The following is a 22,153-nucleotide window of genomic DNA, read 5'->3' on the forward strand; positions in this document are numbered from 1 at the left end:
TAAGGGTCTGATGTTAAGAGGCTCTGCTCTAGAATCTTAGGACGATTTGTGTCGTCAGGTTTGATATGCGTGTTGCCGTTGTGCATGAGTGGCTGGCTAGCCATGCAGGCTCTGAAAAGGTTGTGGAACAAATTCTGCAACTCTATCCAGACGCCGATCTATTTAGCCTGGTGGATTTTTTGCCGCCAGAACAGCGTGATTTTATTGGACATCGTTCAGTCACAACGTCATTTATTCAGCAGCTACCGCTGTCTAAACGAGCCTTTCGGCAATATCTGCCCCTGATGCCACTGGCTGTGGAGCAATTTGATTTATCCGACTATGACGTGGTGATTTCCAGTAACCATGCTGTGGCAAAAGGGGTATTAACAGCCCCCCATCAATTGCATATCAGCTATGTTCATACTCCTATTCGCTACGCTTGGGATTTGCAACATCAATACTTGCAACAGGCCGGGTTAGAACGAGGGTTGAAGGGGGCTCTGACGCGCTTGATTTTGCACTATTTGCGATTGTGGGACACCACTAGTGCCAACCGTGTTGATCGATTTGTGGCCAATTCTCATTTTATTAAGCAGCGCGTATGGCGAGCCTACCGGCGACCAGCGACGGTGATTTACCCCCCCGTGGATATATCCCGATTCGAGTGGCAACATCCCCGTGAAAATTTTTATTTAACGGTGTCCCGGTTTGTGCCTTATAAACGGGTCGATTTAACAGTGGCAGCCTTTAACCAACTAGGACTGCCCTTAGTGGTTATTGGTGATGGTTCAGATTGGTCAAGAATTAAGGCGATGGCTGGCTCGAACATTCGCTTGTTAGGACAGCAGCCTGATAGCGCCGTGGCAGATTATATGCAACGATGCAAAGGATTTATTTTTCCAGCAGAGGAAGACTTCGGCATTACCCCTGTGGAGGCTCAAGCAGCCGGAGCACCAGTGATTGCCTTCGGTCGAGGTGGTGTGGCTGAAACAGTAATACATGGCCAAACCGGCATCTTGTTTCCGGACCAGACAGTTGACAGTCTGGTCCAGGCCGTAAAATCCTTTGAAATGGGTATGTATGAATTAAACAGGGATAATCTGCGACACCAGGCAGAGAAATTCTCGATCGAATGCTTTCGAAGTCAGTTTCGTGACTGTGTTGAGCAAACCTATACAAGTTTTCTTCAAAGTCATCCCTTAGAGTAGTGAGGTTAGCGACCTCGGCATCGTGTGCACATGACTCTTTCTCAGCCGACTAAACCTGCGATCGCACCCCTCAAAGTGCATGCCCACCCCGGCTACATGGTGACCGCTCTGATCACGTGTGATGCCTTATGTTTAAGCTTAGCTGGCATTATTAGCGTCTACGTCCGTCTATGGTTCAACGGCCAATATGAACCTTCCTTATATTGGGAGTTATGGCCGTTCCTGGGTCTGTTTTTACTGGGCTATGGGTTAGCAGGGTTATACCCAGGTCAAGGTATCGGGCCAGTGGAGGAACTTCGCCGCTTAGCCCTAACCACCACACTGCTTTATCTCACCCTGGGGTCTGCCGTCTTTCTTTTCCGAGACTTAGAGCTTTACTCCCGTGCCGCATTTCTGATGGCCTGGGGTCTGTCGATTATTCTGCCGCTACTGGGTCGCTATGGCCTCAGGGCCTTGGTCGCAAAACGCTCTTGGTGGGGTTATCCAGTATTGGTACTCGGGGCAGGCAAAACAGGGGCCCTAGTCATTCGTACCTTACATCGCCAACCGGCCCTAGGCCTCAAGCCCGTAGCTGTACTCGATGATGACGTCAACAAACACGGCTATCTTGAAGGCGTTCCCGTGATTGGTAACTTATCTCAGGCTCCGGTATTGGCTGGTCGTGACCAGATTCCCTACGCCATCATGGCCATGCCAGGGGTCCATCGAGATCGGTTACTGTATGTTGCTCAACACTACGGTCGTGCCTTTCCCCATCTCCTAATTATTCCTGACCTGTTTGGCATGGCTAGCCTGTGGGTTGCTGCCCGTGATCTCGGGGGGGTGTTGGGTCTAGAGTCTCAACAACAACTCTTACTCCCTGGTCCAAAACTCACTAAAAGCCTTCTAGATCAATGCCTGACCTTAATTGTCGGCCTGGTTTCTTTTCCCTTAATTGTCTTAATTGCTCTGGCCATTCGCATTGATTCACCCGGGCCTATTCTCTACCGACAGACCCGCATTGGTCGCAACGGTCATCCATTTAAAGCCTGGAAATTTCGCACCATGGTCCCCAATGCCGAGCGGGTGCTCAAGGACTATCTACAAAGCCAACCTGAGCTACAAACCCACTGGAGCAAAGACCGCAAGCTCAAATACGATCCACGGATCACGCGCCTAGGGCGATGGTTACGACGCACCAGCCTCGATGAACTCCCCCAGCTCTGGAACGTTCTGCGAGGAGAGATGAGTCTTGTCGGTCCCCGTCCCATTGTCCATGACGAAGTAAAACTGTATAAGGAAAAATTCCAACTCTATACCCAGGTGTTGCCTGGCTTGACGGGTCTGTGGCAGGTCTCAGGACGCAATAACATCACCTACCAAGAACGAGTGAATCTTGACGCCTATTATGTTCGCAACTGGTCGGTCTGGCTAGATATCTACATCCTAATTCGAACTATTTGGGTAGTAATTGTGGGGGACGGTGCGTATTAATTCAGTCCAATCTACCAATGGCAGTTTTTTAGGCGGGTCCTGGCATATTTGGCTGTGGCTAGCAGCCCTAGTAATTCTGCCGTTTGCCAGCTATCTCAGCTTGGTTATCTTAGTTGGCCTCATGGTGGGCGCACTTTGCCAAAGATTTCAGGCCATTAGTCAGGTACTGTGGCAGCAGGGGTATGGACTGCTGACAGCAGGGTTACTACTCAGCGCTTGCTTTGCCGCCAATGCTGGCGACGCCTGGTTACAACTCGCTAATTTTCTACCCTATTTCCTTCTGATTGGCGTACTTTCGACTGCCCAACGTTTTCAACCGCCAAGGCCCACATTGACGATGGTGGCCCAAGCCATCGTCCTGGGCTCTTTACCCTTCAGCATTTTGGCCTTGGTTGAATACATTGTCAGATTTCCAGGTATCACAGCTCACGTTGGCGACTGGTCAATCTTTCAGTGGGTGTTCGATGTCAGTTTCACCGGGCATCGTGCCCATGCCAACCTGAGCCACCCCAACATTTTGAGCAATTATCTCACCATTGTATTGGGACTGGGCCTAGGGTTGCTGGTCGGGCAAATGTGTGGGACTACTGCACAGCCATCTGCTGATACGAGAGCTTCAGCACCCTCACCATTGATGACAACGACTTTAAGCATCGCTGTGGTCCTGGCTGGTATAGGCATCTTTTGCACCAGCTCTCGCAATGGCCTCATAGCCGCCGTTATTCTGCTATTGATTGCCGGTTATCTAGTTCGACGCCATCGCTGGGTATGGTTGCTGGGTATCGTGATTCTGAGCGCAATTGGCACAGGATTACTCGTTTTAGGATTTGGTGGTCGGCATCTCAGTCTTGCTCTCTTTACCGACGACCCCCGGGTTAAAGCCTGGCAAATTGCCATCGATCTCATTCGCCAGCGACCCTTATTGGGCTGGGGTTTAGGGGGTTTTAGTCATCAGTATGTCCCCTTTAGTGTGACCGATCACGAACGTCTCTTTCATCCCCACAACCTTTGGCTATATCTAGCCTGTGATACCGGTATTCCCACTATGGTGCTCTTTTGCTGGGTGATTGGCCGAACCTATCTTGCGGGTCTCCGTCGGCTAGTGAGTCACCTCGACCCAACGTTACTCAGTTATCTCCTTGGGTTTACTGGCTGTATTCTGTTTAGTCTGTTCGACGTCACCCTCTTCGATGCTCGCATTAATGTACTTAGCTGGTTTCTTATAGGAGGCCTCAGTATTCTGGCAACCCCAGCCTGGAAAAACCAATAAAAAAACTGCGGGCGCAGACCATTATGTCCAGTTACCCACAGCTATTTTCAAATGTTGGAAATATCAAAAATTTAAGAAACAGTAGTCATCAAGATTTGGCCTTTGGATATGCAGACAATGTCATACGCAAATCATGTCTCTCCGGCGGCAAATTTTCTAATTCCTGATCAATCCTTGGTTTTGGATGAGCTTAGATGAGCTTTGCAGCTTTGAGACCGTAGTACATGCCCATGCCAGCGGCAGCAGTGCCAAACAAAATCACTAAATAAACTAGTGCTGCGGTCATCACTAACACTCCTTTCTATAAAAACAAATAAAGTCCTGTATCTTTTTATTGAAACATGTTCGCTGACCGTTTGTCGTCAGCAGCTGGCCTTTCATACCTTTGATAGATTGTCCACCAGACATTTAATGTGAGCCTCTAAGGCTAGAATGGAAAGCCTAGCGATTTTTGTTAGATAGAGACAGCGCATGAGTAAGGGCACATTATTCGACAAAGTTTGGGATCTGCATACGGTTACAACACTGCTTTCTGGTCAGACCCAGCTTTTTATTGGCCTACATCTGATCCACGAGGTCACCAGTCCTCAGGCCTTTGCTATGCTGCGCGATCGCAACCTCACGGTGATGTTTCCAGAACGCACCGTCGCCACCGTCGATCACATCGTGCCCACCGACAGCCAAGCCCGTCCATTTGCCGATAGCCTGGCAGAGGAAATGATCGTTGCCCTCGAAAGCAACACTAAGACTAACGATATTCGCTTTTTTAATGTAGGGTCTGGTCACCAGGGCATTGTCCATGTCATCGCCCCTGAACAAGGTCTCACCCAGCCTGGTATGACCATCGCCTGCGGTGATAGCCACACATCTACCCATGGAGCATTTGGAGCGATTGCCTTTGGCATTGGCACCAGTCAGGTACGGGATGTGCTTGCCTCCCAAACACTCTCCCTCGACAAGCTCAAAGTCCGACGCATAGAAGTCAATGGCACCCTGGCACCTGGAGTCTATGCCAAAGACGTTATTTTGCACATTATCCGCACCTTGGGCGCAAAGGGTGGCGCGGGCTATGCCTATGAGTATGCTGGCAGCGCCATCGAGGCCATGTCGATGGAAGAGCGCATGACCCTGTGCAACATGTCCATTGAGGGTGGGGCTCGTTGTGGCTATGTCAATCCTGACCAGATTACCTACGACTATCTCAAGGGACGAGAATTTGCCCCCCAAGGTGACGCATTTGAAAAAGCCGTTGTTTGGTGGGAAAGCCTACGCAGCGATACCGATGCCGATTACGATGATGTCATCGTATTTGACGCCCAAGACATTGCCCCCACAGTCACCTGGGGCATTAGTCCTGATCAGGCCATTGGTGTAGATGAAACCATTCCTAACTTGGCATCATTCTCCTCAGAAGAACAAGCCTTAATCCAAGAAGCCTATACCTATATGGACTTGGGCCCTGGTCAGCCCATGTTGGGCACCCCTATCGATGTTTGCTTCATTGGTAGCTGCACCAACGGTCGCCTGAGCGATTTACGAGAAGCCGCCAAGGTAGCCAAAGGGCGTCATGTTGCCTCAGGCATCCAAGCCTTTGTCGTTTCAGGTTCTGAGCAAGTCAAACAGCAAGCCGAAGCCGAGGGATTAGATAAAATCTTTGTCGAGGCTGGCTTTGAATGGCGAGAGCCTGGCTGTTCTATGTGTTTAGCCATGAACCCCGACAAACTACAGGGACGTCAAATCAGCGCATCCTCCTCAAACCGAAACTTCAAAGGTCGGCAGGGCTCTGCCTCAGGAAGAACATTATTAATGAGTCCGGCGATGGTGGCTCTAGCCGCTATCAATGGCCAAGTGAGTGATGTGCGCAGCCTACTCTAAGAGGCTTCTCACGTCCTAAAAGAACTCCCTGAACAGCAAAACTGTAGATTTTCTCTGCTCAAGCATAAACACCTGCCACCAAAAGGTTTCGCTTTTCTTAACCTTTTGATTACCTCACGTTAAGTTTTTGCTTTAATCATGTCGGTATTATCGACTAAACAAATTTAACTAATGCTGCCAAATCAAGGATTAACCTTGGCGATTTGACAATTTATCCACCTACTTTTCCATACTGAAGGGTTATTGAGAAAAGCAGCAGTACTAGTTTCATATTTAGCAGAGTTATTCAGACGTTGCCGTTGGCTAAAATACATCTCTGCTGTCGATACTTACACAAACGATTGCTCATAAAGCATTCACAGGGGCCTAGTTCTTTCTATGTCAGTCTCACAGCTCACCCAAAGAAGTCGCACATCAGATCACTATATTGCTCTACTAGAGCAGCTTTACCACGAGAGAAATCTTACACAATTTACAGCAGCGCATAGCATTCCCCTCAGACGTAGTGAAATCTATGTGATTTGCCGAGGTATTGTCCAACTCCACACAATTCATCCAGATGGCAGTGAAACATTGCTGGGATTAGCGGGTCCTTCCATGCCCTTTGGTCTGAGCTTAACGGGCGTTAGTCCTTACTGGGCAACAGCGTTAACACCAGTTGATGTTTTGCCCCTATCTATGGCAGAGCTAGAAAATTCACCCACCCTGATGGCAGGATTATTTACTCACCTATCACGACGTCTTCAGCAATCAGAAGCATGGCTTGCCCTATCTGGTAAGCGTCTGGTAGCCGATCGATTGCGTCAGCTTTTGATTATGCTAGCCCAGGAGTTTGGCCAGGTCGAACCTCAAGGTGTAAGGCTGACAATTCGTCTCACGCATCACCAACTAGCAACCACAATTGGTACCACGCGTGTTACGGTAACACGCTTGCTCAGAGATTTTCGCAAAGAAGGATGGCTGACAATTCATCAACGCTATCTAATTTTGCCGTTGAGCATGCTTTCATAAGTTTTGGCGAAATTTAATTCACACACCATTAGTGAACTTAAACTTGCTCTGAGCCATCAGGATGATAATTCATGAACCAACCAAGGGTTTTAGCTATGTCTTGATTACATCACAGGCCCTTAAATCACATACGGGTATCTGGCAATCTACCAGATACCTTTTTTATTTTTTCTGAGTATCCTCACAATTCCAAATTTTAGATAGGCTTCAGAGTTTATTTAAAGATATGAAGCATCCCCGATATTTGTACTGACATCCAAACCTTTCGAAAAAACCAGTGATAACCTAGTTACTCATAAGAACAAATCCCACAGATCAATTATTGAATTCTACTGGTATCCAATATTAGGCAATTCTTTTAGGTGGTGAATTATCCAACCACCTGGGTTAAGCTGTCCCAAATAGACCTTAATTGATCTAGTTATTCAAAAACTCGCTAGACATTCACTCATCAGGAATATTTGAAAAATTGCGGGATCAAGGTTTTTTACCTTGGGCCTTAAGTTTATTTGACTGCATCCGCTTTTCTGCACCTTTGGTGCCTGCCAACGCAATACACATCAGACTTTATTCATGCTGACAACGTCTAAAGCTGCAATATCCTTCGAACGCTTTACAGCTAAGGTTTATCCCCTTCTAAAGAGGGTCTATGCCGAGAAACAAATCGATAGTCTGCTCCCTCGGCTCTACGACATGATCCAGGAGGAGCTTAAGTCACACTCCCAGGAGGATTTAGGTAAATGGGATCAGGATAAAATTCTACTCATTACCTACGGTGATAGTATTTGCAGCGAGGATGCATCCCCTCTACAAACACTAAACCAGTTTCTCAATACTCATTTGGCCGACACCGTGACAGGGGTTCATATTCTGCCCTTTTTTCCCTATAGCTCTGATGATGGCTTTGCTGTCATAGACTTTTTGGAGGTTAATCCTCGTCTGGGTAATTGGGCCGACGTTGAAGCCATTGGACGCAACTTTAATCTCATGTTTGATTTGGTTGCTAATCACGTCTCTAGCAAAAGCGACTGGTTTGAACAGTTCAAACAGGATCAGTTACCAGGTCGCAACTACTTTATTAATCTGCCAAAAGATACTCCCACTGCTGATGTCGTGCGGCCACGCAGCAGCCCCGTGTTAACTCCAGTGGAAACCATCAAAGGAGTCCAACATGTATGGACGACCTTTAGCGCTGATCAAGTCGATTTAGACTACAGCAATCCAGATGTCTTTTTAGAATTTATCGATATTATTCTGGCCTATGCCCGTCATGGGGCCCGTTATATTCGCTTAGATGCGGTTGGCTTCCTATGGAAATCCCCAGGCACTTGTTGCATTCATTTGCCTGAGACCCACGCTTTAATTCAAACATTTCGCGAAATTTTACAAATGGTAGATCCAGGGATTGCCCTGATTACCGAAACTAATGTCCCTAATCGCGAAAACCTCAGCTATTTTGGGGACCGCAACGAAGCCCATATGATTTACAACTTCAGCTTGCCACCGCTGCTGCTGAATGCGTTGATGCAGGGTCGTGCAGATCACCTCAAAACATGGATGATGAGTATGCCTCCAGCTCCCATTGGCTGCGCTTACTTCAACTTCACCGCATCCCATGATGGTATTGGTCTGCGGCCTACTGAAGGACTGTTAGAGGATGGAGAATTTCAAACACTCATAAACACCATGCGAAGCTTTGGTGCGCAAATTAGTATGCGCAGTAAAGCCGATGGTAGTGAATCTCCCTATGAGATCAATATTTCTCTATTTGATGCACTGCAAGGGACGGCTCAAGGGCCAGATCAATGGCAGATTGAGCGTTTTATCTGCTCCCAAACAGTCATGATGTCCCTAGAGGGAATTCCTGCGTTCTATATCCATAGTTTGTTGGCCACACCTAACGACATCGAAGGCATGGAAGCCACTGGTCACAATCGCTCGATCAACCGTCACTGCTGGGATAAACAGCGGTTAGATACTCTTCTTGAAAATCCTGAATCTCCCCAAGCAACTGTATTAGCAGAGCTATCACGTCTTATTCAAATTCGTCGTCAGCAGAAGGCATTTCATCCAAATGCAACTCAATACACTTTGCATCCAGACAATCCAGCTCTTTTTGCCTTCTGGCGTCAGAGCCTAGCTCGCGATCAGAGCATTTTTTCGATTCATAATCTCAGCAACCAACCCCATACTCTGCATCTGAACGAACTCAACTTAGTAAATACTGATAGTTGGATGGATCTCATTAGCGGCGAAAGCTTTGATGATCTACATGGGGTTTACAAGCTAAAACCATACCAGTCAGTCTGGCTGACCAATCGTCCTTATTACGATGCTGCCAATACGCCTGATCATGTCGATCTTGAGTTTCTCTATCGGACTTAAAAAAGGGGGCATCAACCCAAGCCTCAAAATCTAGGTTGAGTGGGAGTTCAAAGGTACAAATTATGCCTCTGCTCGCAGCCAACTCGGATTTTAAGTGTTGAGTTGACCAATGGGCGTGACAAGACCATCAATGCTCACACTCCCTTTTTCGACCTGATACTGAGCAAACCATCAGGACCTTTTTTCTCAGCCCAAGCAGACAATGTGGGGCGTTGTCCTTGGTAGTCATACAGGGGCATGCCATAGCCGCATGAGATTTGAACCCGGTGGACATCAATTATGATGATCTGCCGGGTTCCCACTATGCTGGGAAATTTGGATGCTAAGTCTTGCCATTGCTCATCACTGGGTAGCACCACATTTCCGTGACCATATAGTCGCAGAATTAACGAGAGAACGTTTGACATCACGTTACCATGGTGGACTAGTAACGTATTACACAGTAGTGCCTTAAACACATCCAAGGTTAACCACCTGGCTTATTGAGCCTTGCGGCTCTTGGTTTGAATATGGCCCATCAGCACACCAGGATAGTTTCTCTATGGTTCAGACAATGTCTCAAATCATGTCGGTCACCGGTCGCGGTATTCCTCTCCTCGGAAATGACATTGATACCGATCGGATTATCCCGGCTCGCTTTCTTCGCTGTGTGACGTTCGACGGATTAGGAGAGAACGTTTTTGCCGATGATCGCGTCCAGGGTAACGGCACCCATTCATTTGATCAATCTCAGTATCAAAACGCCAAAATTTTGGTAGTAAATAGTAACTTTGGCTGTGGTTCGTCCCGTGAGCATGCACCTCAATCTATTATGCGCTGGGGCATCAAAGCGATTATTGGTGAAAGTTTTGCAGAAATTTTTCTAGGCAATTGTGTTGCGATCGGTATGCCCTGCGCTACAGCTACCCCTGAAGTTGTTGCCAGCCTGCAAGCACTCATCGCAGAGTCTCCTGACAAGGAATTTTCTCTCGATTTGGAAAATCAGACTGTCGCTGGGGACAACTTTAGGGAGTCAGTTGCTATCAAAGAAGGCAACCGTCAAATGTTTATCAACGGCACTTGGGACGCGTGCGGTCAACTGTTAAATCAAGCAGTGCAAATTAAGGCAACAGCTGCCAATCTTCCCTATGTCAACTGGGACAATGCATAGATAATCCTAATTGAGTCAAACATAGGGGTAGCTGTTACACGGTTTTGTGTAACAGCTACTTCGGGCACGATCAGTCAGGATTTCGTATGAGACATCTAATATGCCATGGTCATCATCTCTCGGGGATGAAGATTAGTGGCACCTGAGTTCACCACACCTCGTTTGGCATCCACTGTGATGATGGTGCCGTCGCGAATAATGCCGGTAGCATTGGTTACGCCCACTAAAACTGGAATACCAAGACGCAGACCAAGCACTGCTGCATGACCTGTATGGCTCGGATCTTCAGTAATGATGCCGCCAGCGTGGCGAATGATATCAACGTAATCAGCACTAGTACTGGGAACAACCAAAATCTCACCAGGATTAAAGTTGCTCACAGCTAAGGCTTTGTTGACCACACGGGCTCGACCGCTGACCACACCCTCACCAATGCCTTTGCCATGGCCTAACACAGCGGTCACTAACTCCACCTTGATCAGGTCAGTGGATCCCGACACACCTTGCAAGGTGCCCGCAGTCATGACCACTAGATCACCGTCATGGAGTAATTCTTTTTCTTGGGCGACGTTGACTGCCGACTGGAAAGTTTGACTGCTAGAAGGTAGATCCACCACTAGCAGAGGTTTAACTCCCCATACCAACTGCAACCGACGAGCTACCTCAACATGGGGTGTGACTGCCAAAATGGGCGTTGGTGGCCGAAATTTGGAAACGTTACGAGCCGTTGCTCCGGTTTTGGTCAACGACATAATTGCGGCGGCATCCAGCTGGGAAGCAATCTGCCCCACTGCCCGACTAATGGCATTGGGAATGGTACGACTGGTGGCGGCATCAGAGTCTGGAGAAATTTGTTCTCGTTCAGTTCGCATGGCAATCTTGGCCATGGTAGCTACGGCTTCCACTGGATATTCACCCACCGCCGTTTCATTCGATAGCATCACAGCATCGGTGCCGTCGAGAATAGCATTGGCGACATCGGAAACTTCTGCCCTGGTTGGCCGAGGATTGCTGACCATACTGTCGAGCATCTGAGTTGCGGTAATCACTGGAATACCTAGACGATTAGCAGTCGCAATCAGGCGCTTTTGCAGAATCGGGACATCTTCAGCTGGGAGCTCTACTCCTAAATCCCCCCGAGCCACCATCACACCATCAGACAGAGATAAAATAGCCTCCATCTGCTCAATGGCCTCATGTTTCTCAATTTTGACAATGACGGGGACCCGCTTACCAGCGTTCGTAATGATCTCTTTAATCTCTAGAACATCTTGAGGATTGCGCACAAAACTTAGGGCAACCCAATCCACGCCCTGATCAAGGCCAAAGGCAAGGTCTACTTTATCCTTTTCAGTCAGTGCCTTGATAGATAGATAAACCCCAGGAAAGTTAACACCTTTACTGTTGGAAAGCTTGCCACCAACCACCACTTCACAGTGGAGTTCGCGCTTTTCCATGTCTTTGTCAACCACCCGCATTTCCACCTTGCCGTCATCCAGCAGAATAGTGGCACCGGTTGGCACTTCTTCTACTAGAGCTTCATAGGTGACCGAACTAATTTCCTCAGTACCCGGCAGTTGGCGACTAGTCAGGATAAAGCTATCGCCTGTTTTTAGGTGAATAGAACCCGCTTCAAATTTACCCAGGCGAATCTTGGGACCCTGAAGATCCTGTAGGATGCCAACGGGTTGATTAAGCTCGAACGAGATCTGGCGAATCAACCGAATATTGCGTTGATGATCGTCGTGAGTACCATGGGAAAAGTTGAGGCGCAGGGTAGTGGCCCCAGCTTCAATTAGCGATCGCAACGTTGCAGGATCCTGAGTAGCTGGACCAATGGTGGATACGATCTTAGTCCGACGCAGGGCGTGGCGCAGTGGCATAGTGCTTTGTCCGTGGGCTAGCCGATAGTGGGTTAGTCAACACCCAATAGTGGGTTAGTTAACACCCAATTTAAACCTTCCGTTCTACTCGACGAAAAACAGTGGTTTTGGATGTGAACATGTGTTAACAAACCACCGGATAGTATCATGCCAGGGCTCGATTGTGCTTCAAAAACCCTTGAATTCTATGGTTAAGGCCTACCTGAAAGCTTAGAGACTCAATCCTTTCTTAGACTCTCCAACGATGTTGGCTAGACAACCGTCAGAAAAAACGTTGGCACTGATTATCAAGCAGTAGATTGTTTTGAGTCAGTTTGGAAAGTGTTAAGCAGTAAATGAGATAACGTCACAAAACTTTATTATCACCTCTAGGTAGCGTATACTTCGAAACATAGGTGTGAAGGAGTATTACTGTGGTTTCGGTGCCAACACATCCGGCAGTACTTAGACGAGTACCCAAGGATCTTTTAGACGCGGACGGTGGTGTTAGCCCAGACTTACTCATATTCGTAGGAGCAGTCCTATTGGTGACTATTGCTACGTTTGGGTATTTTGCCTGGAGCTTTCCCCACTGGATTTGTTTTGTTTTAAACACGGTGGGCTTACACCTAGTGGGAACGGTTATTCATGATGCATCCCACAATTCAGCCCACAGCAACCGCATTATCAATGCGGTTTTAGGCCATGGCAGCGCATTAATGCTGGGTTTTACATTCCCCGTGTTTACACGGGTACATCTACAGCACCATGCCAATGTCAATGATCCGGAAAATGATCCGGACCATTTTGTATCTACCTGCGGTCCTTTGTGGCTGATTGCACCGCGCTTTTTTTACCATGAGATTTACTTTTTCCAGCGACGACTGTGGAAGAAGTATGAGTTACTGGAATGGTTTTTAAGCCGTCTAGTCGTAGGGGGTCTAATTTACTCCGCCTATCGCTTTGGCTTTTTGAACTACTTTGCAAACTATTGGTTTGCACCAGCCTTGGTTGTAGGCGTGGCTTTAGGACTATTCTTCGACTATTTGCCCCATCGTCCCTTTGAGGAAAAAAATAGATGGAAGAATGCACGGGTCTATCCTAGTCGGCTATTGAATGTGCTGATTATGGGTCAGAATTATCACCTGGTGCATCATTTATGGCCATCCATACCTTGGTATAAATACCAGCCTGCTTATGAGGTGATGAAGCCTCTGTTAGACGAAAAGGGGGCTCCCCAATCATTAGGACTGCATCACCGCAAAGACTTCTGGGGATTTGTTTATGACATCTTTTTAGGCATTCGCTTGCACCACAAGAAGTAGCGCTTGGCGCACTAGATAGATAAGAATTCTTTGAATGTTTTATACAAAGGGGTTCCAGCTTTGGCTGGAACCCCTTTGTAATAGATTATTTCTGATTTATGATAGCCCCGCCAAGTTATCGAATGCTCACTATTGAACATGGGCTGAGGTGCTGACACTGGACCAATCAGGGCGCAAACCACTGGCTCCTCGCAGATAAGGATGGTAGATATCGGCTTTAGGCAGAGTCATGTAAGCATGGATCAAAAAACGAATGCACATGGGCAAGCTACCAGACACCTGCATATGCTGCACATCTAGCAAAGGAACAGTATCCCAGTCAGGGCGCTGCCGTGCGATCGCAGCTGGAAAAATTGCATCCAAATCAGACGTCACTGAAAACGTAACGCTAATCATAGAATCAGGTGTAATTGGATTTTTGGCTTCCAAGGCGTCGAGTAGTTCAGTGACTGCATTCGCGATCTCAGCTATTGAATTCTCAGGTACGGTAGTCGCACCTCGAATGGCACGCACTCGCCAGTCACCTATCTCTCCTTGCTGCATGTTGCCTATCCCTTGTACATTGCATGGCTGGCTCGCACCATCCCCTTAGATAGAGTAGCCTTTTCTAGGTCTGCTAGAAATCCATGCCCAGATTATCCACCAAACGGACCAGGCAATGTATTGCCTGGCGATTGATAGAGCCATAGGGGGACCCCTTGATAGGCAAGTTCAAACTCTAACCATCCCTGCATCCGAGGACTCATCCAAGGAAGCATCGCCTGACTATTACCCGGCAATAGCTTATTCCAAAACGGCTTACGCTCTTCAATGTTATAAATTTCAACCTTCTCTGGGTCCAAATCAGCGAGTTCAGCGGCCCACTGCTTGGCGTCAGCTTCTGTACCCACCCGATCGACTACACCTAATTCCAGCGCCTGGGCACCGGTGAAAATACGTCCATCTGCAAAACCGCGAACGACATCTTCATCTAAGTTACGTGCAGTTGCTACGGTCGACACAAACTGTCCATAACTGACATCAATCAGCTCTTGTAAAATTTTCTGCTCAGGCTGAGTCAGCTCTCGATCAAAGGACAAAATATCTTTGTAGGGGCCAGACTTGATCACCTTGAATGACACCCCAACCTTATCGAGCAAGCGCTCCAAGTTATTTCCCCGTAGAATAACGCCAATACTGCCAGTAATTGTGCCGGGATTCGTCACAATATGCTGAGCACCCATGCCAATGTAGACACCCCCAGAAGCAGAAATATTGCCAAAACTAGCGACAATTTTGACGGTTTCCTGGAGTTTTTTTAACGCACTATAAATCTCTTGAGAATCGCCCACCGTGCCGCCTGGGCTATCGATACGCAGCAACAGTGCCGGAAATTTCTTCTCTTTGACCTCTTCAAGGGCCTCCAATACTCGCTTCCGAGTTCCACCTGCAATTGCTCCAGAAATTTCGATACGGGCAATCTGTTTACGGAAACGTGGCTTGAATGGCCAAATCATAGACATTGACTGAATAAACGACGAACGTTCAGATGATTACTATAACCCCCTGCCGTAGGCTATTACAGCTTGATAATATCGAAAAATTGCTCAACAGCTTTGCAGGGAACGCCATCAGAACTTAACATAACTTTATAGTAAGGAACGTAGTTTTTCAGTCTCACCCATTCTTTCCCCGCTGCATGGCATCCCCCTTCAACCAGGAAAATACACCAGCCCTAGTTTTGATTGCCCCCTTCTTTTTGTGGGGTACGGCCATGGTGGCAATGAAGGGGGTGATTGACACGACTAGTCCTTTATTTCTAGCCACATTACGATTAATGCCCGCCGGCATACTGGTCCTAATGGTGGCGGCTATTTTAGGACGTAAACAACCGCAAAGCTGGCAGGGATGGGCGTGGATAGGGGGCTTTGCATTAGTCGACGGCACCCTATTTCAAGGTTTTTTAGCCGAAGGATTACAGCGCACAGGGGCCGGTCTTGGGTCGGTCATGATCGACTCTCAACCCATTGCAGTTGCCTTAATGGCTCGTTTCCTATTCAAAGAAATCGTTGGTCCTTTGGGATGGATCGGTTTGATATTAGGCATTCTTGGCATTAGCCTACTCGGCTTACCCGACGAATGGATTCTTCGTGCAGTCTCAGGCATGTCGACGGGTTTTACCACCGGTCACTGGCCCACCCAGACAGAGTTTTTTGGTAATCAGTTACCCATCGGTCAAGAGTTAATCACAATCCTGTTAGGGCATGGGGAGTGGTTAATGCTATTGGCAGCGTTGTCAATGGCGGTAGGGACAGTCATGATTGCCTATGTTTCTCGCCATGTAGACCCAGTAGTTGCCACTGGCTGGCATATGATCCTAGGTGGTATTCCCCTATTAGGCCTCTCTGCCTATACTGAAGTCAATCAGTGGCAAGGTATTACCATCACTGGGTGGTTAGCAATTCTTTATGCCACGGTGTTTGGTAGTGCCATTGCCTATGGCATCTTTTTCTACCTTGCCGCCAAGGGCAATCTCACAAGTCTGAGTGCCCTGACATTTCTAACCCCCGTATTTGCACTGACGTTTAGCACATCATTACTGTCAGAAAATCTCAGCACTGTTCAATGGACCGGGGTTGGATTTACGCTCATTAGTATCTATCTAGTTAATCAACGGGACGTCATTACTCAGGGACTAGTCAACATATTAACGGGGCCATCCGTCATCGGTTTGGCCAAAGCCATTAACCCTGAGCTAGCAAAATCCATGGAAGCCTGGCTCTACTCCCAAGGGGGTGTGGACCCGTCCTCGGATTAAGCATTACTACCATAGAGTGAAGCCCACAAGACCTTGACCACATCTGGTCTTCACATAGGTTGACCACATACTAAGAACTCTTGATAAATCAGCTCTTAGATTACTTAGTTATTTAGGTTAGTATTGGCTGCAAGCTGTCGAAACCTGTTGCGATCGCAAATGTCTCACATCAGTTGAGGTTTTTGCGACTCGATTGCTCTATTTTCTGGGGCTTTGGGGATTTTATATCATGTTGACGGGGCCAGAGCGAATGCTCTGACGACTGCAAGCTCAGCCAAAATTTTTAGGAACTTGGGCACATTTAAGCCATGGACTTGAACATGGCAATCCAAAATTTGGGTAAAGTTAGGAGAAAGCGCGGTGCTATTGCCGTTGGCTAGAGCGGTAATTTAATTCTTACAGGCTTCTACATGGCGATGCCATGGTGTTTTAATCACTGGTTAAGAAGCCCTTTCAAGATCAGAACGACCTGGTTGTGATATGGATTCAGCAGGAATCTGCCATTCAAAGCATTGAATAGTCGGTCTGTGCCGTGAACAGAGTGACGCAGGTACTGGATACTAAACTGATATGATTTGGCGCTCTACTCTAGTATTTTTAACAAGTCTGACAGCTTTCACGCTATCTGTGACAAGTCTGCAAGCCAAAGGTAGTCCCTCACTGATAGCGCAGTCTCCGAGCGTTAACCCAGATGCGGCGGTCAACACAGGTGAGCAAACTCCTGATTTTCGCAATAACTACTCCAACTCTCCATTAGAAGGTGCTACTTCTGAGGAGCAGAAAGAGGAAATCAAGGCTTTACAGCAGGAGCTTAAAGAGCGCGGCTATTACAATGGGCCTATTGACGGTATTTATGGCCCCGTTACCGCTGCAGCTATTGAAAAATTACGTGGGCAGCAAAGTGAACAATCTGATGCTGCACCGCGCCTATTTTCACAATCTGATGTAATTGAAGCACCTGCCGACCCTGAAGCATCGGATGCGGCTGATCCAGATGCTGAAGATGGCGCTGTAGGCACTCCAGAAGGCGAAGCAAATTCTGTGCGCATCAACGCAGAGAACGCAACGGTAGACGGAGAAGACATCAATATCGGTGATGAAGTTTCACCGGAAACAGGCATCAACAGTGGGGCTCCGAATACGCCTCCTGTAACATCTGCCCCTACTGCGACTACTCAGCCTGAGCCATCACCAGGATTGGGTAGGCTATTGTGGCCGGGCTTAGCGCTCATTGCAGCCCTCGGCAGCTTTGGCATCGGTTTTGTTCTGTCTAATCGGACCCAATCCACTGGTGATGATGAGCAAGATGCCCCCTGGGGAGCCGTCCCTAAAGAAGTCTCCCAGCCGACAACAGCTAATACGTCTTTGAATGGGCATACGACGGCTAATGGGACTGGCTCTGCGGCAGATGTAAATCATCTCGTTACGCCACAGCCTCCTAGTGGAGTCAACAATAGCTTGCCGGTCGTATCTAGCCCCGTGAGCGCGACTACTCGCCTGGCAAAAGTCGATGTAATTGATGAGCTCGTGGCCAATTTGCAGGTGGCCGATCCAAGCAAGCGTCGCAAGGCCATTTGGGAATTGGGTCAGCGAGGCAATTCCTCTGCTGTGCAACACCTGGTAAATAGCATGGTGGATGCGGACTCCAAAGAAAAGAGTCTGATTCTGGCAGCACTTTCAGAAATTGGCATTCGTTCTTTGAAACCAATGAATCGCGCCCTTGCGATCGCACTACAGGACGATAATCCGGATGTGCGCAAGAATGCGATTCGCGATTTAACTCGTGTCTACGATTTGGTCACTCAGATTAGCCAAATGTTGGGCCATGCCACCGAAGATGAAGATGCAGAAGTCCGTCGCACAGCAGAGTGGGCTTTAGAGCAGCTAAATCGTATTCGTGAAGCTCCTAAGATGCAATCCTCCTTAAATACGCTGGAAGCTTCGCGGGCCACTCCAGAACTGCTGCCCGATGAAGTGGAAAATATAACTAATTAGGCAGGCAGGAGCCAATTGGTTTGCATTGAAGCCTAGCTATATAGGCAAATCTATATTGTATCCAGCTCAAAATCTATCCACAAATGCTAGAAGTCAGTGAGTTGATCAAGCAACACCCATAGTAGGGTCATAGGGCTGAGTTGATGCGGTTACATGGCACGGTGCTTAAGATTACTCTTTGTATCCACTCCCGTAGGCCCCCTAGGTTCAGGTCTAGGAGGCGGTGTTGAGCTGACAATAGTCAATCTAGTCAAAGCCTTGACCCAGCAAGGTCATCATATTGCGATCGCAGCGCCCGACAATTCCCAGATCGAGGGGGCGCAGCTGATCCAAGTTCCTGGTGCCCTGCAGTCCACAGCCCACACCCAGGGGCGGGATACACCGACCATCATGGTAGAGAATGCGGTTTTAGCTAACCAATGGACCTATGCACGTCAAGTGCAGCAGAGCTACGACCTGATTGTGAACTTCGCCTACGATTGGCTACCTTTTTACCTTACGCCGTTTTTTGATACCCCCATTGCCCACTTTGTCAGCATGGGCTCCCTCAGCGGCATCATGGACCAGGCCGTGGTCGACATCAATACTAAATTTCCCGGCACATTGGGGGCCTACACCCAAACCCAAACCGATACCTTCCCTGGTGGCCTGACCTGGGAAATTCTTAGCAGTGCCATTGACCTACAGCAGTACAGCTATTGCGACACACCAGAGCCGGAGTTGGCATGGTTAGGGCGTATTTCACCAGAGAAAGGGCTGGAAGATGCCGTTGCCGCTGTCCAGGAAACGCAAACTCCCCTGAAAATTTTAGGTAAGCTGGAAAACCCAGAGTACTGGGATACCATTCAGCGGACCTATCCCAATGCACCGATTGACTACCTGGGCTTTGTCAACACTCAGCAGCTACAGTCAACTGTCCGTCGCTGTCGAGGGTTACTGATGACACCTCGCTGGGTAGAAGCCTTTGGTAATGTAGCTATTGAAGCCTTAGCCTGTGGCGTCCCTGTAGTTGCCTATCGTCGCGGCGGTCCTGCCGAAATTATCGACCATGGTCAAACGGGCTGGTTAGTCGAGCCTGATAATGTCGCAGGTCTAGTCAATGGTATCGAACAGCTTGACCACATCGACCGTCGCTACTGCCGCCAGCAAGCAGAAATGAAATATTCTTTAGCCGCCCTCGGCAAACGTTTTGAGCACTGGTTTGAAGCGATCATTAAGACAGCCTAACTTAGGACACCTTTATGGGGTCTAATACGTTTTTCTCCTTAGCTGGGGCAGATACCACCACGGACCTACGTATCTGTCTCGGCTCTACTACCTGCTCCTGTTGCTTACCCTTACCCGTTGCCCATGCTCTCAATCCCCTTAATCGAAATCACTCAACTGGTTGAACAATTGGCTGACTACCCTGAAGCCTTGCGATCGCTTCAAGAAATCGAAGACTGTGATGGCGATTTAAACGATGCCGCCCTATCATTAGCCCTTAGAGCTGGGTTAGAACCGACCGAAAACGACGGTTGGCTAGAAGGCTTTGCCAAACGCTATCGCCACATCGCTTGTTTGCCAGAATTTCGAGCTAATTTGACAAAGCAGCAGATCGTCGGTTTGATCCAACACCTCACCCACAATAGCCAGTGCCCCAATCTGTTAGCCGTGCCCGTCGTGTTATACATCAGCAAAACTGGGGTAGATCATTTTTGCCAGAGTTTTGACAATAGTCGAGTCTAAGCAGAGTATGGGGCCTTTTAGCCTGACCTATCGGTATTTTTCCTTAGAAAATGCTGGATCAGCGCACTATTGCACAAATTTTGTGTAAAGCAACTTTTATACAAGCAAGGGAACTATATAGCAGACGATAAAATCAAGCCGTTGTCACAGAGGCCATGGGGCAGAGATACCTCACTGCCATGATTAAGACCACCTATGGTTTAACAGTCCATACAAAGTGACAACGGAATTTGATCTCTATCCTATGTAGGTATCAAAGGAACCGTCACTGCAATGGGTGACTGGACGCTTTTTCACCCATAGGCAAACTACTGTAATACTGTAATTTAATTACTTATCGGAGCTTTGGAATGACACGCTCAACTGCTCGTGCAACGAACATTACCCTGACTAATCTAGAGGGTGTACCGGGCAAGGAAATTATCGAGCACTATGGCCTAGTACAAGGCAGCACCATTCGCGCTAAGCATGTGGGCAAAGATATCCTTGCAGGATTCAAAAATATTGTCGGCGGCGAATTGAAAGCCTATACAGAGCTGCTACAAGAATCCCGACAAGAAGCCGTTAATCGGATGGTGATGCAGGCTGAACAGCTGGGTGCAAACGCCGTTATCAATGTCCGATTTGCCACTTCATCCGTTGCCCCTGGTGCAGCTGAGTTATTTGCTTATGGTACTGCGGTTAAAGTCCAGTAACAGTATCCAGAACTCCTTGCAGATAAAACCATAGGCAAAACCATGGACAATATTATTGTTTTTTTGATTTTGATCGGGATAGGTTACTTTGTCGGTAATCGCCGCGAGCGTAAACACTACGAAGACATTAAACGCCGCGAAAAGCAAAGCCTCCACGTACCGGTCATGAGCTGGGGAGCAAAACAAGACCTGCCCTATGCCCATGAATCCGAACTATTCGTAGGGAGTGTTGTTATTGCCAACGATTATTTCAAGACAGCTTCCGCTACGTTACGCAACCTCGTAGGCGGCCGGGTCATCGTATATGAAACCCTGATCGACCGAGGACGGCGAGAAGCCATGCTGCGCATGAAAGAATCCGCCATGGAGTGGGGAGCCTCTCAGGTACTTAATATCCGCTTTGAAACCTCTAACATCGCGGGTCAGAGTTCAGGCGGCATGGGAGCCGTTGAGATTATGGCTTACGGCACTGGCATTCGTTAACTCTGCAACCCAGCAACCATAACCCAGCAACCATGAAATATACCCCGCGCGAAATCGTCGATGAGGTCAATATTACGCCGGTTCATCCCCTCGTTAATTTTGGCTATCTCATGGGCACCGTCGTTACGGCGGGGGTAACTCTTTATGTAGGTCTTGGGATAGCTGGCGCTCAAATTGCGGCACGCATGGGTCCCAAGGCCGAAACTCAGGTGGGAAAAGTGGTTTTTGATAGCCTATTCACTGGAGCTTCTCTAATCCATGAGGGGCAACAGTTTGACTATGTTGAGGCCCTGGCAGAATCGTTACTCACTGACGAATTAAAACAGCGCCCCGAACTCCAGGTTCACATCATGGAGGAGTACAGCCCCAACGCCATGGTGATCCCTGGCGGCCATGTATTTGTCACCACAGGGCTGCTCGACGACATCGAAACGGAGAATGAGCTCGCATTTGTACTGGCCCATGAGCTTGGCCATTTTGAACATCGAGATACACTGCGGAGTCTGGGGCGCTCCCTCGTATTTTTAAGTTTGAATAGCCTGTTGGGTTTTAGCGGTGTACAGCTACCGCCGTTTCTAACTAGCTCCATTAGTCTGGCAGATTTACACTACAGCCGCGAGCAGGAAGAGCGGGCCGATATCTATGCCATTGAAATGATGCAAGAGCGCTATGGCCATGTAGACTATTCCCTTGACTTTTTTAAGCGATTAAATGAACAAGAATTAGACCTGGGTGTCGCTAACCGTTTACTGGAATGGCAGTCCACACATCCGCTGACGGAGTCACGGATTGAACAATTAGAGACCCTGGCCACTCAACGAGGTTGGGCTTTGGAGGGGGAACCAACCCCATTACCCAACCAATTAGATTAATCAGACACTAGTAGGTTTTCTCCCATAGCTAGCTTCAAGATA

Annotated in this window: 20 protein-coding genes; 15 read left to right on the forward strand and 5 right to left on the reverse strand. The window is 48.1% G+C overall.

All coding sequences use genetic code 11. The features are described 5' to 3' along the window. Window positions 1-65: 65 nt before the first annotated feature. Genes SPB21_RS20000 through SPB21_RS20010 form a run of 3 tightly spaced genes read left to right on the forward strand, consistent with a single transcriptional unit; the run spans window position 66 to window position 3,933 of the window. Window positions 66-1,190, forward strand: coding sequence for a glycosyltransferase family 4 protein (locus SPB21_RS20000; protein ID WP_163696268.1), 1,125 nt, complete (start codon window positions 66-68; stop codon window positions 1,188-1,190). 30 nt (window positions 1,191-1,220) lie between these two features. Further along, window positions 1,221-2,663 carry an undecaprenyl-phosphate galactose phosphotransferase WbaP gene (gene wbaP / locus SPB21_RS20005; RefSeq protein WP_499867581.1) on the forward strand — a complete coding sequence of 481 codons (1,443 nt, stop codon included), beginning with the start codon at window positions 1,221-1,223 and terminating at the stop codon, window positions 2,661-2,663. Next, entirely contained in the window at window positions 2,653-3,933 is a 1,281-nt protein-coding gene (locus SPB21_RS20010; RefSeq protein ID WP_499867582.1) for an O-antigen ligase family protein, read from the forward strand. Before wbaP ends, SPB21_RS20010 begins: the two co-directional genes overlap by 11 nt. Window positions 3,934-4,123: 190 nt before the next feature. Here the strand turns inward: SPB21_RS20010 and petL are convergent, their stop codons facing one another. Continuing rightward, a complete protein-coding gene (gene petL, locus SPB21_RS20015; RefSeq protein WP_163662370.1) occupies window positions 4,124-4,219 on the reverse strand; it encodes a cytochrome b6-f complex subunit PetL in 96 nt (31 codons plus the stop codon). A 185-nt stretch (window positions 4,220-4,404) separates the two neighbouring features. Between petL and leuC the strand changes: the two genes are divergently transcribed. The 3 genes from leuC (at window position 4,405) to SPB21_RS20030 (ending at window position 9,204) form a co-directional block, all read left to right on the forward strand. Beyond that, a complete protein-coding gene (gene leuC, locus SPB21_RS20020; protein ID WP_163662372.1) occupies window positions 4,405-5,808 on the forward strand; it encodes a 3-isopropylmalate dehydratase large subunit in 1,404 nt (467 codons plus the stop codon). 378 nt (window positions 5,809-6,186) lie between these two features. Beyond that, window positions 6,187-6,819, forward strand: coding sequence for a Crp/Fnr family transcriptional regulator (locus SPB21_RS20025; protein WP_163662374.1), 633 nt, complete (start codon window positions 6,187-6,189; stop codon window positions 6,817-6,819). 573 nt (window positions 6,820-7,392) lie between these two features. Continuing rightward, entirely contained in the window at window positions 7,393-9,204 is a 1,812-nt protein-coding gene (locus SPB21_RS20030; protein WP_163662376.1) for an alpha-amylase family glycosyl hydrolase, read from the forward strand. A gap of 134 nt (window positions 9,205-9,338) precedes the next feature. On the opposite strand, the gene SPB21_RS20035 is transcribed toward SPB21_RS20030, so the two are convergent. Continuing rightward, window positions 9,339-9,611 (reverse strand): hypothetical protein, encoded by a 273-nt coding sequence (locus tag SPB21_RS20035; RefSeq protein ID WP_250565573.1) that lies wholly within the window; start codon window positions 9,609-9,611, stop codon window positions 9,339-9,341. Between the two features lie 146 nt (window positions 9,612-9,757). Here SPB21_RS20035 and leuD point away from each other — a divergent pair, with 146 nt between their 5' ends. Then, a complete protein-coding gene (gene leuD / locus SPB21_RS20040) occupies window positions 9,758-10,354 on the forward strand; it encodes a 3-isopropylmalate dehydratase small subunit (protein WP_163696580.1) in 597 nt (198 codons plus the stop codon). A 95-nt stretch (window positions 10,355-10,449) separates the two neighbouring features. Here leuD and pyk read toward each other — a convergent pair whose 3' ends face one another. Then, a complete protein-coding gene (pyk, locus tag SPB21_RS20045) occupies window positions 10,450-12,237 on the reverse strand; it encodes a pyruvate kinase (RefSeq protein ID WP_163662380.1) in 1,788 nt (595 codons plus the stop codon). Window positions 12,238-12,650: 413 nt separating this feature from the next. Here pyk and crtR point away from each other — a divergent pair, with 413 nt between their 5' ends. Next, window positions 12,651-13,541 (forward strand): beta-carotene hydroxylase, encoded by an 891-nt coding sequence (gene crtR / locus SPB21_RS20050; RefSeq protein ID WP_348917908.1) that lies wholly within the window; start codon window positions 12,651-12,653, stop codon window positions 13,539-13,541. 129 nt (window positions 13,542-13,670) lie between these two features. Here the strand turns inward: crtR and aroH are convergent, their stop codons facing one another. Together aroH and sppA are read right to left on the reverse strand one after the other, a co-directional pair. Then, window positions 13,671-14,084, reverse strand: coding sequence for a chorismate mutase (gene aroH, locus SPB21_RS20055; protein WP_163662381.1), 414 nt, complete (start codon window positions 14,082-14,084; stop codon window positions 13,671-13,673). Window positions 14,085-14,176: 92 nt separating this feature from the next. Further along, on the reverse strand, window positions 14,177-15,037 hold the full coding sequence (gene sppA / locus SPB21_RS20060; RefSeq protein ID WP_163702793.1) for a signal peptide peptidase SppA: 861 nt from the start codon (window positions 15,035-15,037) through the stop codon (window positions 14,177-14,179). Between the two features lie 182 nt (window positions 15,038-15,219). On the opposite strand from sppA, the gene SPB21_RS20065 reads away from it, so the two are divergent. The 7 genes from SPB21_RS20065 (at window position 15,220) to SPB21_RS20095 (ending at window position 22,111) form a co-directional block, all read left to right on the forward strand. After that, window positions 15,220-16,338, forward strand: coding sequence for a DMT family transporter (locus SPB21_RS20065; protein ID WP_163662385.1), 1,119 nt, complete (start codon window positions 15,220-15,222; stop codon window positions 16,336-16,338). A 627-nt stretch (window positions 16,339-16,965) separates the two neighbouring features. Continuing rightward, complete coding sequence (locus SPB21_RS20070; RefSeq protein ID WP_499867583.1) at window positions 16,966-18,333, forward strand: HEAT repeat domain-containing protein; 1,368 nt, start codon at window positions 16,966-16,968, stop codon at window positions 18,331-18,333. A gap of 153 nt (window positions 18,334-18,486) precedes the next feature. After that, window positions 18,487-19,560: a glycosyltransferase family 4 protein gene (locus SPB21_RS20075; protein ID WP_163702792.1), complete on the forward strand. Its 1,074-nt coding sequence runs from the start codon at window positions 18,487-18,489 to the stop codon at window positions 19,558-19,560. Window positions 19,561-19,683: 123 nt separating this feature from the next. Continuing rightward, window positions 19,684-20,061: a hypothetical protein gene (locus SPB21_RS20080; RefSeq protein ID WP_499867584.1), complete on the forward strand. Its 378-nt coding sequence runs from the start codon at window positions 19,684-19,686 to the stop codon at window positions 20,059-20,061. 350 nt (window positions 20,062-20,411) lie between these two features. Further along, the gene (locus SPB21_RS20085) at window positions 20,412-20,756 is read left to right on the forward strand and encodes a YbjQ family protein (RefSeq protein WP_006516189.1); all 345 of its coding nucleotides are present in this window, start codon (window positions 20,412-20,414) and stop codon (window positions 20,754-20,756) included. Between the two features lie 42 nt (window positions 20,757-20,798). Then, entirely contained in the window at window positions 20,799-21,239 is a 441-nt protein-coding gene (locus SPB21_RS20090) for a YbjQ family protein (protein ID WP_163662398.1), read from the forward strand. A gap of 32 nt (window positions 21,240-21,271) precedes the next feature. Beyond that, entirely contained in the window at window positions 21,272-22,111 is an 840-nt protein-coding gene (locus tag SPB21_RS20095) for a M48 family metallopeptidase (RefSeq protein ID WP_163702790.1), read from the forward strand. Window positions 22,112-22,153 lie beyond the last annotated feature (42 nt).

Origin of the sequence: Leptothoe sp. ISB3NOV94-8A (assembly GCF_043421595.1) — a bacterium.
Classification (GTDB): Bacteria; Cyanobacteriota; Cyanobacteriia; order Phormidesmidales; family Phormidesmidaceae; genus Leptothoe; species Leptothoe turfae.

What these genes read in the sequence shown, in the direction of transcription:
- leuC (WP_163662372.1), top strand. Translation starts at nt 4,405, where the DNA reads ATGAGTAAGGGCACATTATTCGACAAAGTTTGGGATCTGCATACGGTT.
- SPB21_RS20090 (WP_163662398.1), top strand. Translation starts at nt 20,799, where the DNA reads ATGGACAATATTATTGTTTTTTTGATTTTGATCGGGATAGGTTACTTT.
- SPB21_RS20085 (WP_006516189.1), top strand. Translation starts at nt 20,412, where the DNA reads ATGACACGCTCAACTGCTCGTGCAACGAACATTACCCTGACTAATCTA.
- SPB21_RS20025 (WP_163662374.1), top strand. Translation starts at nt 6,187, where the DNA reads ATGTCAGTCTCACAGCTCACCCAAAGAAGTCGCACATCAGATCACTAT.
- aroH (WP_163662381.1), bottom strand. Translation starts at nt 14,084, where the DNA reads ATGCAGCAAGGAGAGATAGGTGACTGGCGAGTGCGTGCCATTCGAGGT.
- petL (WP_163662370.1), bottom strand. Translation starts at nt 4,219, where the DNA reads ATGACCGCAGCACTAGTTTATTTAGTGATTTTGTTTGGCACTGCTGCC.
- sppA (WP_163702793.1), bottom strand. Translation starts at nt 15,037, where the DNA reads ATGATTTGGCCATTCAAGCCACGTTTCCGTAAACAGATTGCCCGTATC.
- SPB21_RS20035 (WP_250565573.1), bottom strand. Translation starts at nt 9,611, where the DNA reads ATGTCAAACGTTCTCTCGTTAATTCTGCGACTATATGGTCACGGAAAT.
- wbaP (WP_499867581.1), top strand. Translation starts at nt 1,221, where the DNA reads ATGACTCTTTCTCAGCCGACTAAACCTGCGATCGCACCCCTCAAAGTG.
- SPB21_RS20095 (WP_163702790.1), top strand. Translation starts at nt 21,272, where the DNA reads ATGAAATATACCCCGCGCGAAATCGTCGATGAGGTCAATATTACGCCG.
- SPB21_RS20030 (WP_163662376.1), top strand. Translation starts at nt 7,393, where the DNA reads ATGCTGACAACGTCTAAAGCTGCAATATCCTTCGAACGCTTTACAGCT.
- leuD (WP_163696580.1), top strand. Translation starts at nt 9,758, where the DNA reads ATGTCTCAAATCATGTCGGTCACCGGTCGCGGTATTCCTCTCCTCGGA.
- SPB21_RS20080 (WP_499867584.1), top strand. Translation starts at nt 19,684, where the DNA reads ATGCTCTCAATCCCCTTAATCGAAATCACTCAACTGGTTGAACAATTG.
- pyk (WP_163662380.1), bottom strand. Translation starts at nt 12,237, where the DNA reads ATGCCACTGCGCCACGCCCTGCGTCGGACTAAGATCGTATCCACCATT.
- SPB21_RS20075 (WP_163702792.1), top strand. Translation starts at nt 18,487, where the DNA reads ATGGCACGGTGCTTAAGATTACTCTTTGTATCCACTCCCGTAGGCCCC.
- SPB21_RS20065 (WP_163662385.1), top strand. Translation starts at nt 15,220, where the DNA reads ATGGCATCCCCCTTCAACCAGGAAAATACACCAGCCCTAGTTTTGATT.
- SPB21_RS20000 (WP_163696268.1), top strand. Translation starts at nt 66, where the DNA reads ATGCGTGTTGCCGTTGTGCATGAGTGGCTGGCTAGCCATGCAGGCTCT.